This is a genomic window from Allolucifera butyrica (genome assembly GCF_900476375.1).
GTDB lineage: Bacteria > Bacillota > Negativicutes > Sporomusales > UPPP01 > Lucifera > Lucifera butyrica.
In genome coordinates, this window is sequence record NZ_UPPP01000071.1 from 39,095 (window position 1) to 54,737 (window position 15,643).

The 15,643-nt window shown below is 50.7% G+C and carries 12 protein-coding genes; 4 read left to right on the forward strand and 8 right to left on the reverse strand.

Features of this window, described 5'->3' with window-relative positions:
- Nucleotides 1–8: 8 nt before the first annotated feature.
- From LUCIF_RS11375 to kdpF, 5 genes are all read right to left on the reverse strand, one after another.
- Nucleotides 9–2,708 carry an ATP-binding protein gene (locus tag LUCIF_RS11375; protein WP_207857518.1) on the reverse strand — a complete coding sequence of 900 codons (2,700 nt, stop codon included), beginning with the start codon at nt 2,706–2,708 and terminating at the stop codon, nt 9–11.
- A 112-nt stretch (nt 2,709–2,820) separates the two neighbouring features.
- Nucleotides 2,821–3,393 carry a potassium-transporting ATPase subunit KdpC gene (gene kdpC / locus LUCIF_RS11380; protein WP_122628054.1) on the reverse strand — a complete coding sequence of 191 codons (573 nt, stop codon included), beginning with the start codon at nt 3,391–3,393 and terminating at the stop codon, nt 2,821–2,823.
- A gap of 27 nt (nt 3,394–3,420) precedes the next feature.
- Entirely contained in the window at nt 3,421–5,451 is a 2,031-nt protein-coding gene (gene kdpB, locus LUCIF_RS11385) for a potassium-transporting ATPase subunit KdpB (RefSeq protein ID WP_122628016.1), read from the reverse strand.
- Between the two features lie 12 nt (nt 5,452–5,463).
- Complete coding sequence (gene kdpA, locus LUCIF_RS11390) at nt 5,464–7,167, reverse strand: potassium-transporting ATPase subunit KdpA (RefSeq protein ID WP_122628017.1); 1,704 nt, start codon at nt 7,165–7,167, stop codon at nt 5,464–5,466.
- Complete coding sequence (kdpF, locus tag LUCIF_RS27305; RefSeq protein WP_122628018.1) at nt 7,168–7,254, reverse strand: K(+)-transporting ATPase subunit F; 87 nt, start codon at nt 7,252–7,254, stop codon at nt 7,168–7,170.
- A 235-nt stretch (nt 7,255–7,489) separates the two neighbouring features.
- On the opposite strand from kdpF, the gene LUCIF_RS11400 reads away from it, so the two are divergent.
- A complete protein-coding gene (locus LUCIF_RS11400) occupies nt 7,490–9,568 on the forward strand; it encodes a DUF4118 domain-containing protein (RefSeq protein ID WP_126720595.1) in 2,079 nt (692 codons plus the stop codon).
- Nucleotides 9,569–10,006: 438 nt separating this feature from the next.
- On the opposite strand, the gene LUCIF_RS11405 is transcribed toward LUCIF_RS11400, so the two are convergent.
- Genes LUCIF_RS11405 through LUCIF_RS11415 form a run of 3 tightly spaced genes read right to left on the reverse strand, consistent with a single transcriptional unit; the run spans nt 10,007 to nt 11,077 of the window.
- Entirely contained in the window at nt 10,007–10,303 is a 297-nt protein-coding gene (locus LUCIF_RS11405; RefSeq protein WP_122628020.1) for a hypothetical protein, read from the reverse strand.
- 45 nt (nt 10,304–10,348) lie between these two features.
- Entirely contained in the window at nt 10,349–10,774 is a 426-nt protein-coding gene (locus tag LUCIF_RS11410; protein ID WP_122628021.1) for a hypothetical protein, read from the reverse strand.
- A 33-nt stretch (nt 10,775–10,807) separates the two neighbouring features.
- Nucleotides 10,808–11,077 (reverse strand): hypothetical protein, encoded by a 270-nt coding sequence (locus LUCIF_RS11415; protein WP_126720596.1) that lies wholly within the window; start codon nt 11,075–11,077, stop codon nt 10,808–10,810.
- 194 nt (nt 11,078–11,271) lie between these two features.
- Between LUCIF_RS11415 and LUCIF_RS11420 the strand changes: the two genes are divergently transcribed.
- From LUCIF_RS11420 to LUCIF_RS11430, 3 genes are read left to right on the forward strand one after another with little or no spacing between them, the layout of a single operon-like run.
- Nucleotides 11,272–12,444 (forward strand): response regulator, encoded by a 1,173-nt coding sequence (locus LUCIF_RS11420; RefSeq protein ID WP_122628023.1) that lies wholly within the window; start codon nt 11,272–11,274, stop codon nt 12,442–12,444.
- Between the two features lie 12 nt (nt 12,445–12,456).
- Nucleotides 12,457–13,458: a response regulator gene (locus LUCIF_RS11425; protein WP_122628024.1), complete on the forward strand. Its 1,002-nt coding sequence runs from the start codon at nt 12,457–12,459 to the stop codon at nt 13,456–13,458.
- A gap of 11 nt (nt 13,459–13,469) precedes the next feature.
- Nucleotides 13,470–15,638: a PAS domain S-box protein gene (locus tag LUCIF_RS11430; RefSeq protein ID WP_122628025.1), complete on the forward strand. Its 2,169-nt coding sequence runs from the start codon at nt 13,470–13,472 to the stop codon at nt 15,636–15,638.
- Nucleotides 15,639–15,643 lie beyond the last annotated feature (5 nt).

The following is a 15,643-nucleotide window of genomic DNA, read 5'->3' on the forward strand; positions in this document are numbered from 1 at the left end:
TCACCTCTCTACTTACTGTCTGCCGGTTTTTTATCCGCTTCAACCGGCAGGGAAAAGCTGATCCGCACGCCGCCGTTGGGCCGGTTTATCGCCCAGATTACGCCGCCATGGGCTTCAACAATTTCTTTGCAGATGGAAAGACCCAAGCCGGTACCGCTCTTGGCTTTGGCATTATCCGCCCGGTAAAATTTTTGAAAAATGTTTGACAGTTCTTTATCCGGTATGCCGATACCCCGGTCGGCTACCGAGACAATTACCTTTTCCTCTTCTTTCAGGGCACTAACATCAATGATACTATTCTCTCCTGAATATTTCAACGCATTATCCACCAGATTCACCAGTACCTGTTCCAACAATACACAGTCTCCTTTGATCATCGGAATGCTTTCCGGGATATCTGTTCTCACCTTCCGTCCGTCCAGGCTGTCTTTCAGCCGGTGGAGAGAAGCGCCCACAATGTCGCCAATGTCGCACCAGTCTTTTTTGACTTGAATCGCCCCGCTTTCCCAGCGGGCCGTATCCAGCAGGTTGTTCACCACCCGTTCCATACGGATAGCTCCGTCCTTGATGTTCGCCATCAATTCATATTGTCCGGTGCGCGGCAGTTCAATCGTACGGTCAAGCAAGGCGTCGATGGAACCGATAATCGTGGCCAGGGGGGTACGGATCTCATGGGAAATGGAGTTGAATAACGCCGTGCGCAGCCGTTCCGATTCGGTCATCAAAACGGCCTGACTGGCCTTTTGCGCCAATTGAATTCTTTCAACCGCAATCGCCGCCATACTCGTCCAGGCATCAATCAGGCGCCATTGCTCGGTTGTAAGCTTTTTTTCAACCATATGCATGCCGAAAATCCCGATCACCCGGCCATGAACTTTTAACGGCAAATACAAATACTGGGCGGCAGGCAGTGTTTCCGTCGCCCGTCCGGCCACTTCCCCATGCTCATAAGCCCACATGGCAACAGCGCACTCACTGGGCTCGCTGACCACTGTCCTGCCGCTTCCGTCCGGTCCTGCAAAAGCTTTAATTTCCAGCTTGTCATACTGGTTGGGAAGCAGGACGACCACTGCCCAGTCCAGGGCCTGATAGGCTCTTTGGGCCAATCCGTTAATAACGGCGTCCAAATCAACCTGGGCGGCAACCTCCCTGCTAAATTCGTATAAAGACCACGTGCTTTTTTCCCGCCGCTGAGCAAAGCGCGCCTCATGCCGCAGCCGTTCGGCCTTTCCGCCGGCAACAAAAGCGACCAGTAAAAAAATGATAAAACTCCAGAGATAACGAATATCCGACACTGTAAAACTCAGTCGCGGCGGGACAAACAAAAAATCAAACACCACGACCGTGGCGATTGCCGTTGCGTAGGAGGGGCCGCGGCCCCACCGGGTAGCGCTTACCAGCACCGGCAATAAGTACAGCATGGCAATATTGACCAGTTCCAGTTCCCGGTGTAAAAACCAGCTAAGAAAGGTGACCGCTCCCATCATCGCCAGTCCGCCGGCATAATGGGACCAGAATATTTGCGGCGGATTTACCGCGGTTTTTACACGGGGCGCATATTCCTGATCCTTTTTGCCCCGGACAATATGAATATGAATTCCACCGCTTTTGCGAATCAGCTTATCTACCAGCGCCTCACCGCGCAGCCACTCCCAAACCCGGTTTTGCTGCGGTTTGCCAATTACAATATGAGTGATATTTTCCGCATGCGCCATAGTCAGCAACTCTTCCGCCGGGTCATGTCCCGACAGCGAGCGGACCTTGCCTCCCAAATCCTCCGCCAAGTGCAGATTGCGAGCCAGACGTTCCCGTTCTTTTTCCGTCAGCGGCGTACTGCGGGGTGTTGCTATATGAACGGCATACCATTCCGCTTTCATGGCTTGCGCCAGCCGCCTGGCTACACGGATTAAATGAGCGGAAAAAGGACTGGCACTGACGCACACCATGATTCTCTCAGCCGCCGGCCAGGGACCTTCGATGGCATGATCATGCATATATTCATTAAGCTGCTGGTCTACACGATGCGCGGTAAACCGGAGCGCCATTTCCCGCAGGGCATTAATATTGCCGGGACGGAAAAAATTTCTTAGGGCCCGCTCGACCTGGCCGGGCACATAGACCTTGCCTTCTTTTAACCGTTTGATCAGGTCTTCCGGCGGTATATCGATGAGCTGCACCTGGTCCGCCTGTTCAATAATGGAGTCCGGCACAGTTTCCCGCACTTTTATGCCCGTAATTTGTTCCACAATATCATTTAAGCTTTCGACATGTTGAATATTCAGGGTGGTATAAACGTTAATCCCCGCATTCAATATTTCTTCCACGTCCTGAAAACGTCTTACATAGCAGGATCCCGCCACATTGGTGTGAGCCAGTTCATCCACCAGTACCAGTTCAGGGTGCTGGGCAATAATCGCGTCCAAATCCATTTCCGTCAACTGCTTACTGCGATATTCGAGCAGTTTTGGCGCCAGCCGCGGCAATCCTGCCACCAGTTCCTCCGTTTCCCTGCGGCCGTGCGTTTCCACCCAGCCGATCAGAACGTTCATACCTTCCGCCTGACGCTCGTGAGCATTTTCCAGCATGGCAAACGTCTTGCCTACGCCGGCGGCGGCCCCCAAAAATATGGTCAGTTTGCCGCGGCCCTCTTTGGATGCTTTCTTTAACAATAGATCCGGATTACGGCGCTGCGGCTCATTAATACTCAAAAAACCCATCCCCTCTCCCAATGGGAATATTGCCCATAGCATACAGCCTGGCTATGGGCAATCCGAACTACAGACTTCACCATTTATTTACTTTCATTATACCGCAAACGGGCTATTGTTTATCAAGCGCTAAATTTAGTTTCAATACATTGACCCGTTGTTCGCCTAAAATTCCGAATTGAGAACTTTTAGCATACCTGTCGACCAGATCCCGCACCTGGCCGGCGGATATTCCCCGCGCCTGAGCAACCCGCTCGACCTGCAGATAGGCTCCTTCCAGAGAAATATCCGGGTCCAGCCCGCTGGCGGACGATGTTACCATGTCAGCGGGAACTACCGCGTCGGCAGGCAAGTTATTTTCCCGTCTTACCAGGGTGAGTTTCTCCTTAATGGCCTGCATCAGCTTGGCATTGGTCGGGCCCAGATTAGTGGCGGCGGAGCCGGCTGCATCATAACCATCCTGCCCGGCTGCCGAGGGACGGCCATGGAAGTAACCTGCCTGACTAAAATTCTGACCTAATAGCGCCGAACCGACAATTTTACCGTCCCGCTGAATGAGCGAGCCGTTGGCCTGGGCGGGAAAAATAACCTGCGCCAGGCCGGTCATCGCCAGCGGATAAACAACACCGGTCAATAGGGTAAATATAATTAATAACAACAGCCCATTTATACTTTGTCTGAGCATTGTTTTCAGCATCCTTTCGCCTGCATGTTAAACTAATCCCAGGGCAACCAAAATCATATCAATCAGCTTAATGCCGATAAAGGGAGCAATCAAGCCGCCAAGGCCGTAAATGATCAGGTTGCGCCTGAGAATCAGGGCCGCCCCCAGGGGCTGATATTTAACTCCCCGCAGGGCCAGCGGAATCAAGGCAATAATAATCAGCGCATTAAAGATCACGGCGCTCAGGATAGCGCTTTCCGGTGTGGCCAGCCGCATAATGTTAAAGGTGTTCAAAGCCGGATAGGCGGTGGAGAACATGGCCGGAATAATGGCAAAGTATTTGGCTACGTCGTTGGCGATACTGAAAGTAGTAAGAGCGCCGCGGGTCATCAGCAATTGCTTGCCGATCTCGACCACTTCGATCAGCTTGGTCGGATTGCTGTCCAGATCCACCATATTACCGGCCTCTTTGGCCGCCTGGGTACCGCTGTTCATGGCGACGCCCACATCGGCCTGAGCCAGCGCCGGCGCGTCATTGGTGCCGTCGCCGGTCATGGCCACCAGCATTCCCTTATCCTGATATTCCCGGATTAATTTCAATTTGGCCTCCGGCGTGGCTTCCGCCAGAAAATCATCAACCCCGGCTTCCGCGGCAATCGCCGCCGCCGTCAGAGGATTGTCGCCGGTAATCATTACCGTCTTAATTCCCATGCGGCGCAATTCCTTGAACCGCTCTTTAATTCCGCCCTTAACCACGTCTTTTAAGTAAATCGTGCCCAAAGCGCGGGGACCATCCGTAACGACCAGGGGCGTACCGCCGCCCTTGGCAATCTGCTCACACTGTGCGTGAACCTGGCGGGGGACCATCCCCCCTTGCGCATCAATAAATTTGCGAACGGCGTCCATAGCCCCTTTCCGGATTTGCCGGCCTTTCATATTCACCCCGCTCATGCGGGTCTGGGCCGTAAAAGGCACAAACTCCACATCCAGCGTGGCAATATCCCGTTCGCGCAAGTTATACTGCTGCTTGGCCAATACGACAATACTGCGGCCTTCCGGTGTTTCATCGGCCAGGGAAGAAAGCTGGGCCGCGTCGGCCAGTTCTTCCGCCGTAACTCCCGGCGCCGGAATAAATTCCGCCGCCATCCGGTTGCCTAAGGTTATGGTCCCGGTTTTATCCAGCAACAGGGCGTCAATATCACCCGCCGCCTCAACAGCCCGGCCCGACATGGCCAGGACATTCCGCTTCAGCAGCCGGTCCATGCCCGCAATGCCGATGGCGCTTAACAGACCGCCAATCGTCGTTGGGATCAGACAAACGAGCAAAGCGATCAGTACTGTTACGGAAATGGTAGTGCCGGAATAGATAGCGTACGGCTCAATGGTCGCTACGACAATCAAGAAGATAATCGTCAGACCGATGAGCAAAATGGTGAGGGCAATTTCATTGGGGGTTTTCTGCCGTTTGGCCCCCTCTACCAGATTTATCATACGGTCAAGAAACGTCTCGCCCGGATTGGCGGTAATTCTGACTTTAAGCCAGTCCGAAAGCACCCGGGTGCCGCCGGTGACCGAAGACTTATCGCCGCCGGATTCCCGGATAACCGGCGCCGATTCGCCGGTAACGGCGCTTTCATCAACCGAGGCGATTCCTTCAATCACTTCCCCGTCGCTGGGAATAACATCACCCTGTTCAATGAGGACCAGATCACCTTTTTTCAAACTGGCCGCATCTACCAGCGTGGTTTTTTCGCCGCTTAGCTTTTTGGCCTTCGTTTCTGTCCGTGTCTTGCGCAAAGCCTGGGCCTGAGCCTTCCCTCTCCCTTCGGCCAAGGCTTCGGCAAAATTGGCGAATAACACCGTAAACCACAGCCAAAGAGCAATCTGCAGTTCAAATACGACGCTGGCCCCGCTGCCGTTTAGGAAGTCGCGCAGCATCATAACGGTAGTCATCAGGGAGCCGATAAGAACAATAAACATGACCGGATTGCGGAATTGGACCCGGGGATCAAGTTTTACAAAGGCCTGACCGGCAGCCGACCAGATCATCTTTTTATCAAAACCAACTTTTTTACTCATAACTGCTCCTCCTTAAAAGAACTGGCCGTGCAGCATCGACAGATGTTCGACAATTGGGCCGAGGGCCAGGGCCGGCAAAAAGGTCAATGCCCCGACAACAATGACGATTGCCGCCAATAATATTACGAACAGCCAGCCATCGGTCGGAAAAGTGCCGGCGCCGGGGGGCGATATTCTTTTTTCCGCCAAGCTGCCGGCAATGGCCAATACCGGCAGAATAACCCCGAAGCGGCCCAATATCATGGCGATACCCAGCGTCAAATTATAGAACAGGCTGTTGCCGTTCAATCCGGCAAACGCGCTGCCGTTGTTGCCCGCACTGGAGGTGTAGGCGTAAATAATCTCACTGAGGCCATGGGGTCCCGGGTTATTGATGGCGCTGGTCCCGGCTCCGGTTACGGAGGCAATGGCGCTGCCGGTCAAAATGGTTACAGCCGGTACCAGTACGGCAATCACCGCCATTTTCATTTCAAAGGATTCAATTTTCTTGCCCAGATACTCCGGAGTGCGGCCCACCATTAAGCCAACAATAAATACCGTTAGGATCACAAAAACCAACATACCGTAGAAACCGGCGCCAACTCCGCCGACAACCACTTCCCCCACCATGATCTGGAGCATGGGCACCAGTCCGCCGAGCGGGGTATAGCTATCCAGCATGGAGTTTACCGCCCCGCAGGAAGCCGCCGTTGTTACGGTACTGAATAAAGCCGAACCGCCGATGCCAAACCGCACTTCCTTACCTTCCATCGCATTGGGGCTGCTAATTCCCATGGCCGCCAGATTCGGATTGCCGAACAGTTCGCTGCTATACAGAGTGCCTAAAAACAGAATGAACAGCAGCAGCATAGCGGCCAGTACGGCGTAGCCCTGCCGCTTGTCCCGGACCATATGGCCAAAGGTAAAGACCAGCGCGACAGGAATCAGAAAAATAGCTAAGACCTGAATAAAATTGGTGAGCGGCGTCGGATTCTCAAAAGGATGGGCTGAATTGACATTGAAAAAGCCGCCCCCGTTGGTGCCAAGCATTTTAATCGCTTCCTGGGAAGCCACCGGCCCCATGGCAATGGTCTGTTTCGCCCCTTCCAGCGTTGTAGCCGACACGTAGGATGAGAAATTTTGGATTACTCCCTGCTGTACAAACAGTAGGGTTAACACAATACATATCGGCAGAAAAACCCAGAGAACACTCCGTACCATATCAACCCAGTAGTTGCCAATATCTGCCGTGGTTTTGCGCGTTAGGCCGCGGATCAGAGCTACCGCAACCGCAAGGCCCGTTGCCGCCGACAAGAAGTTATGCACGGCGAGGGCGGCCATCTGGGTGAAATAGCTCATGGTCGTTTCGCCGCCATAATTCTGCCAGTTGGTATTGGTAATAAAGCTGACAGCCGTGTTAAAAGCCAGATCCCAGGGAACCCCGATCTGGTGCTGGGGATTAAAGGGCAAAATGCCTTGCAGCAGCTCGGTAAAAAATACCGCCAGAAAACTGAACAAATGAAACAGAATAAGCGCCCAGGCATATTGTTTCCAGTTCATCTCCTGGCCGGCGTCAATACCGCACAGCCGGTAAATGAGCCGCTCAGCCGGCACTAAGAGAGGATCTAAAAAAGTTTTCTTGTTTTCGAATACATGAAACATGTATTTGCCTAACGGTAACGCCAGCAAAATCAGGACAATCAGGTAAACAACAAACAGCATTACATCGTTAATCATTTAAAATTCCTCCGGTTTCAATAATGCATAAAGCAGATAACCCAGTAAAATCACGGTGACAATGCCACCGGCCCAATAATCAACCATTCTTTCTCCTCCTTCACTGAATTACGGACTAGGCTGCATTTTTTCCGACTTTATTTTTCTATCCTTAGGATGTAAGAATCAAGAAAAAAATATAAGCTGGTTATACAATATCACCCGCCGTATAAAAAAGGGGTAAAGATTATTGGCGGGGCTGTAAAAAAAACATAAAAAAGGGTTATAAGACCAAGTATTTGCCATAAATCAGGAGAAACTAAGCAAAGAAAGGGTGAAAAATATGCCGGAAATAAAGGGGAAAATGCGGCCTGACCCGGACAAATTGCTCGCACAGCTTATCAAAGAATCCCGGGGCAAACTGACAATCTTTTTAGGTGCGGCGGCCGGTGTGGGTAAAACGTATAGCATGCTTGATGTGGCTCAGCAGCGACTGAAAGAAGGTGTTGACGTCGTTATTGGCTGGATTGAAACGCATGGACGCCGGGACACGGAAAAAATGCTTGCCGGGCTGCCGCGTATTTCGCCGCAGGTAATCCATTACCGGGAAAAACAATTGACCGAAATGGATATTGACGCCGTTTTGGCCCGCCGGCCGCAACTGGCGCTGGTGGATGAACTGGCCCATACCAATGTGCCGGGTTCGCGCCATAAACGGCGTTTTCAGGATGTGAAAGAGTTGCTGGCGGCCGGTATCGATGTTTACACCACCATCAATATCCAGCATATTGAAAGCCTGAACGATGTCGTTACCCAAATAACCGGCGTTATTGTCCGGGAAACGGTGCCCGACTATATCATCGAACAAGCCGACACGGTTCGGCTGATCGATATTCCGCCGCAGGATCTGATTACGCGTTTAAAGGCCGGAAAAGTCTATATGCCGGAACAGGCCGAAAAAGCCCTGCAGCAGTTTTTTCAGCCGGCCAACATCAGCGCTCTGCGGGAACTGGCCTTACGCTTTACCGCCGGCCGGGTAGACAAGGATCTAAAAGAATATATGCAGATCCATCATATTGAAGGGCCGTGGCCTGTCGCCGAACGGGTCATGGTCTGCGTCAGCGGCAGTCCTTTTTCCGCCCAGCTCATCCGGGCGGCGCACCGGCTGGCGGGAGGACTTCATGCCGACTGGCTGGCAGTACATATTGAAGAAATGAAACGGCGCTTTCCTATGGGCGATAAAGAACAGGACCGGATAGGCCGGAATATGAGACTGGCGGAAGAACTCGGAGCAAAGACGCTAACCGTTGTCGGCGCTCATCTCACTCAGGAAATTCTGGATGTGGCCCGTGCTCACAATGTGACGGCCATTGTCATCGGCAAACCGCATCACAGCCGTCTCCGGGAAATCTGGCATGGTTCGGTCTTTGACAAGCTGGTTCGTCAAAGCGGCGGCATTAATATTTATGTCATTCGGGGAACGGCGGAAGCAGAACCGGTACCGGCCATCCAGACTGCCCCGCCTGTCCAGCGTCTGCCTTGGCCGTACTATGCCGGGGGGCCTGCTATGATAGTTCTGATAACGGCTCTGGGCCTGCTGGTCAGGAAATGGCTGGGACTTGTCAATATCCTGTTGCTGTACCAGCTGCCGGTAATCCTCAGCGCGTATTGGTGGGGGCGCTGGCCATCCTATTTCACTGCCCTCGCCGGCATTCTCACCTTTAATTTTCTTTTTATAACCCCAACCTGGCATTTGATGATGGGAAACATCCGTTATCTGGGAAGCTTTGTTACGTTTCTCATCGTTGCTTTCATTATCGGGGGACGCACGGAACTTCTCCGGCATGAAGCATGGGAAGCCAGACAACGGGAAAAAAGCACCCGGGCCTTATATGAATTTAGCCGCAGCATTGCCGCTGTCAGCGATTTAAAGGCGATTGCCGCCGGTATGGCCAGGCAGGCGGCGGAAACACTGGAGCAGGAAGTGGTTATCCTGCTGCCTGACAAGGAAAAGAAACTCATCCTTTGGGGTCGGCACAATCCACGAAAGCGGCAGACAAACAATGCAACCGGTCAGACGCTCTCCAATCCCGCCGAAGCCGCCGTCGCCACCTGGGCCTATCAACACGGACAAAGTACCGGCCGTTCCACAGAAACTATGTCCGGGGCCAACTTTCTATATATTCCGCTCAAAATACACGGAACAGTGCTTGGTATATTTGGCGTCCAAGTGACGGCGAAAAAAGTTACCCCTGAACAGCGGCGCCTTATCGAAGCCTGGGTCGGTCTGGCGGCGCTTGCCGTAGAACGGGTTAAGCGAGAAGAAGAGCCCCGGAATACTTCTATCCCGGCCGAAAACAAACCGGACTTTCCCCCGGCGCACCCCCGAAAAAAAGGACTTTCCGGGGAAAAAACGCAATAAGAAAGACCGCTGTGCGGTCTTTCGGCTCGTAGTGCGGGGCTTAATAACTGGAAGAGAAACTCGAGAAATAACAGCAATTTGCGGCTAAACAACTAAGTAACAGGATTAAAAGGATGATTGCAACAATGATCCAAATGCCACCGTCAAAACCGAAAAACATAAAATTCCTTCCTTCCCAAATTATATTCCACTAGGCGTTAGGAAGTTGAAAACTCGCTGCCTACGAAAAAAAGAATGATGATCAAGATGGCGATAACCCAAGTGCATCGAATACCACAGCCACAGCCACATTCGTAGCTATAGTCACTATAACTGGAAGAGGAACAGAAAAACCGAAATGGATTCCAAGCCATAAGTATCCTCCTTTTTTCAGTTTGGACACTCCAAAAAATTCGCCTTTATTCCAAGCCGAATCCTTTCTTCCTGCTTAAAGACCCTTTAGGTCTTTCTTATTTCAATGAGCCGGACCCGCCTTTTCGCTATCTTTTCCGTCAATTCATCAATCTGTCTTTGGAGATGATTGGCCGCCGCCTGATTTTGCGCGGCTGTTTGCGCTGCCGTCTCCGTATTTTTAAGTAATACCCGCTGCGCGGCGATAATGAAAATCATTTCCGCCGCCAGATCCAAAACATTGGCAAAAACATTTTCCTTATCAACCGTCAGCGGCAGTGCAAAAGCAATGCCAATGATTGCGCCTAGTATAACGACCGCCATAGGAGTCAGGTTAAAAAACATATCCTTCCACTCCCTTCACCATTTTGCGCAGTATACTTTTGGGAGTCATTTTGGAAATTCCCGCGCGTAAAATTGCGGCCGGTATTGGCCAGGCACCACGGGTACACAAGTATTGGCGGTTTTGGCAGCCACTACAGTGGTTGACGGTTTGGCAGTAACTGACGCGGTTTGAGGAGTCGCTGTAGTTTTGGCAGTTGGCAATTGTGTAGTGGCCGGCGGGTTGGCAGTAGCCGACGAGACTGCAGCGGTTGACGATTTGGTAGTAGCCTGCGGGGTGGTAGCGGTTGTCGGTTTTTTAGCAGCCGATGGCGCTTGCGTGGCAGGAGTCGCCGGTTTCTCTGGTTTCACAATAAACCAGGAGCGGGGCTCCAGGGGAAAAAAGAGGATGATGATGATTCCCAGAATTACTCCCTCCAGAAGGGGATGAAAGAAAAAGCGGAAATGAGTATCGCGAAAAAAATCAAAATCCATAAACAATCCTCCTTGTCGCTTTGGTTGCCCGGGTCATTCCGGCAATTCAGGCATCTCAGCCAGTATTTTCTGTAAATTATCTATTTGCCGCTGCATGTTTTGCGTAGACGCCTGCGCCTGTTCCGCTTTTTCCACGTCGCTAAGCAGCGTCCTCTGAGCGGAAATGATAAGAATGACATATCCTGCCGCCAGCAAAACATTGCCGAAAACGTTTTGTTCATCGACGGTTAAGGGAAGTGCAAAAGAAAGGCCAATGATAGCGGCAATCACAGCAACTGCCATAGGAGTTAGTCGAAAAAACACTCCCGTCATCTCCTCGCCTATGTAAGTGTTATTTTATTATATACGGCTGTAGCGTGATTGTTCAAAGCAGCCAACAAATTTTTACCTTTTCATAAAAGTGCAAAAACTGTCGGAATAATGCCTCGCTTCAAAAGGAAAAGGGCCTTGTTTATGGAATATTAGCAATAAATGCATTTCCTGGGGAGAGATGACGGATGAGTAAAAGTATTCTCCTGGTTGATGATGAAAAACAGATTTTGCGCTCCTTGGAGCGGGTCTTTCTGGAAACTGATTACCAGGTTTTTACGGCCAATACCGGCAGTGACGCTTTAGCCATTTTGGCGGAATCCAAGATTGATCTCATTATCAGCGATATGCGTATGCCCAACATGGACGGCCATGCCCTGCTAAAACAGGTTAAACAGCTCTATCCCGCTACGATGCGTATTATCTTAAGCGGTTATGCGGATGAAAATAAAATTTTTGCCTCCCTCCTCGACGGCTCGTCGAAGCTGTATCTGCTAAAACCCTGGGACAATGAAACCTTATTGCAAATTGTCAATCATATGTTTGATATTCAGACCATATTGGAAAAAACCCGGCTATTGCCCATCGTAAACAAAATAGAAGGGCTCGCCACGCTGGGAAAAATCTATAACCGCCTCAAGGCGCTGATCGAATCGGAAGCCGGCGTAAAAGAAATTGCCGATTTAATCGAAAGTGACCCGGTCATCGCCGCCCGGGTACTGAGTCTTGCCAATTCGGCGTTCATCGGCAGCCGGACCGGCTCGGTACATCAGGCTATAGTGTATTTGGGTCTGGAAATCATTAGAGATGTTGTTTTTACCATCAGTGTTCTGGAAACGGCGCCGAAGGAAAGTTTGAATACCACCCGCCTGATGCTTTGGAAACATGCCGCTTTGACCAATAAATACCTGAACATGCTCTATATGAAAGCGCTGAATAAAAAAATCCCCGACTCCTGTGCGTCTGCCGGTTTGCTGCATGACATCGGCAAAGTATTTCTGCTCAGCCAGTATCCCCAGGAATATTTGAATATTCTTACCGAACTAACGGCCGATAAGGTCAGCCACTTAATTGAAAAAGAACACAGCGTCTTGGGAATATCGCATCAGGAGCTTGGCGGATATCTGCTGAATTGGTGGGAACTGCCCTATCCGATTGTGGAAGCCGCTTTGTTTCACCATACGCCGGCAATGGCCCCCATTATCAATAAAGAGCTGGTATGCGCCGTACATCTTGCCGATTATCTGGCCTGGAAAGCCGTGCACCGGCAAAATCCCCGGCATTTGGATGAATACGCGCTCCAATTTCTGCAAATACGCGATGAAGCGGAATTGTCGCTGCTGACTCGCGAAGAAAGCTGAGGAGTTGAATCGATGCAAAGAAATATCGTTTTATTTGTTGATGATGAGGCCAATATCCTCAATTCCATCCGCCGCGCCGTAATTGATGAAGAGTATAAAGCAATGTTTGCCGGCAGCGCCGCCAAAGCCTTGCCTATTTTGGAGCAAGAACCCGTCTCGGTTATTGTGACCGACATGCGGATGCCGGAAATGGACGGACTGACTTTTCTTAAAATCGTCAAAGAAAAATATCCCGCTGTCGTGCGTATGGTTTTATCGGGTTACACAGTATTGCCGCAAATTCTGGCTACGGTCAATCAGGCCGACGTGTTTAAATTCATAACCAAGCCGTGGAATATGGAGGATGACCTGCTGCGTTCCGTCCGGCAGGCAGTTGACTACTATAATATGCAGCAGGAACGGGCTACCTTCAGGGACATGCTGGAAAACCGCAATGCCGCCTATCAGAAGGTTCTGCATAAAATGGAAGATACCGTGTCTTCTTATAAGCAGAGTACCGAATTGCTGCAGGAGCTGACCTTATGGAAAAAACAGTTTCAGCCGGCAACAACGGAACAGGCTTCGCTGCTTCAGGACGTATTTTATCAATTTATCGAAGCCTTGCCGGTAAGTAAAGCAGATTTGAATGCCGACAAACTATTAAAAATGTTCGAGAAATGGTCCAACAGCCATGACATAACCGCCACTCCCATTTTTGCCGGTCCCGACCCGGCGGCTTGTAAACTTCCTGTTTATCCTAAAATAATGCTCTTATTTATTGAGTTTTTCGCCGCTAAAATGCAGGCTATGGCGAAGGAAATTATTCTTACCTTTGAAATTAATCCGGAACAAAACCGTCTGGTCATTGCTTTTCAAATTCACCTGCCGGACACGAAAGCAGCCGTACTGGCCAATTTCGCCGGCTGTTTTGAGTTCCTGTCCAAACTGTGCGCCGCTTATGAAAGCCGTTGCCGCCATCAGGAGACGGACTACGGCTTGTTAGTCATGTATGATATGGAAGTTTTAAAGTCATAGGAGGGTTCTCTATGCCGGCCATGCACAACCACCCGGAAGCAACGGCGCCCGGACCCAAAGAGCACTTTGTCATGCTGTATCACGCGGCCCTGGCCATTATGAACCGAATGAATATTGACGACTTGCTGCCGGCTGTCATGGAACACGCAGCCAGTGCCTACAATGCCCGGGACGGCTTTATCGATTTGCTGGATGAAGAAAAAGAGGCTTTGATTACCCGCTTTGGCACGGGAAAATATCAGCAGTTGATCGGCACTACCCGGAATTTTACGCAGGGAGCCAGCGGCGAAGTCTACCGGACGGGTGCTGCCTGCGCCGTCCGATCAAACACAATCGCTGCCAATAATGAGCCGCCTTTGGTAATCGCCGTTCCCTTAGCGGCAAACCAAAAAATCATCGGCGTATTGGGAGTCGAATTACCCGGCGAAAGCAGTCAGCCGGCCCCCGGTCTGGATTGGCTGGAACATCTGAGCCGTTTGGCTTCGATTGCCCTGGATAATTCCTATCATTATTCCATGGTAGAAAAAGAACTGATGGTGCGCAAATGGGTGGAGGCAGCCTTCCAGGTTTCGGAGGAACGCTATAAAACCCTGGTGGATAATATCGGCGTGGGCATCACGCTAATTAACCGCGACATGGAAATGACTTCGGTAAATAAACAATTGCAAAAATGGCTCCCCCATATTGAAGCGCAGCTGCGGCCCAAATGCTACCGAATGTTTGCCAACGCCGCAACCATTTGCGACAATTGTCCCGTAACCAAAACCTTTGAAACCGGTAGTATTAATGAAAAAATCCATACCATGCTGGTCGGCGGACAAACAAGGTTTTTCCGCATCGTCGCCTGGCCGGTCATACATAAAAACGGATTTGTCGGCGAAGTCATCGAAATGGTGGAAGACATTACGGAGAGACGGAAAACTGAAGAACAGCTGCTCAAACTTTCCCGGGCGGTGGAACAAACCTCCAGCAGTGTAATTATTGTCGATACCGATAACTGCATTGAATATGTAAATAAAACATTCAGCCAGATTACCGGTTACACTCCCAGTGAAATAACCGGCAAAAAAGTTAGCATATTGCGTTCCGAACTGACTCCCGCCGCCGTATATCAATCCATCAGGCCGGCTATCATAGCAGGAAACGAATGGCACGGTGAATTGCACAACCGCAAGAAAAACGGCGAATCGTACTGGGTGTCGATTTCCGCCTCCCCCATTCGTAATAATGAAAATGAAATTACACATTACGTTTCCATTCAGGAAGACATTACCCTCCGTAAACAAATGGAAGAAGAGTTAACCATAAAAAACAAAAGATTAGAAGAGGCCCTGGCTGAGCTCGAACGCACCCAAGTACGGCTGGTCCAACAGGAAAAACTGGCCGGCATCGGACATTTAGCCGCCGGAGTAGCCCATGAAATCAATAATCCCCTGGGCTTCGTCCTGAGCAACTTTGCCACGTTAATGAAATATCTGGACCGCATCGGCGATGTTTTAACCTCCTATCACGAATGCAAAACCTTTATGAGTCAATCCCAGGACCCGGAAATCCAGCAATGGATCCGCAAATTGGAAGACCTGGAGCAGGCGAAAAAGCTTGGTGTAATTTTGGCGGACATGCCCGAACTCATTAAAGAATCCAACGACGGGTTAGAGCGGGTAGGAAATATTGTTAAAGAACTGCGCGCATTTTCCCGCGTCGACCAGCAAAACAATTTCGACGCTTACGATTTGAACGGCGGTCTGGAAAGCACTTTGCTGATGGCCCGCAACGAAATTAAATACAACGCGGAAGTCGTCAAGGAACTGGGCAATCTGCCGCTAATTCAGGCTGTAGGCGGTTCGGTCAACCAGGTTCTCTTAAATATCCTGGTCAATGCCGCCCAGGCCATTAAAGCCAAACAGCAATCCGGCATGGGACGGATCCGGGTCAAAACCTATCACGACACTGCTTATGTTTATTGTGAAATCGAAGATTCCGGCGCCGGCATTCCCGCAGACCACCTGAATAAAATATTCAACCCCTTCTTTACAACCAAGCCGGTAGGCCAGGGAACCGGCCTGGGCCTGAGCATCTCTTATGATATTATTGTAAATAAACATCACGGCGACATTACAGTTCAGAGTGTCTTGGGAGAAGGCACGACCTTTACTGTCAAATTGCCCATTGCCCAATAAATAAG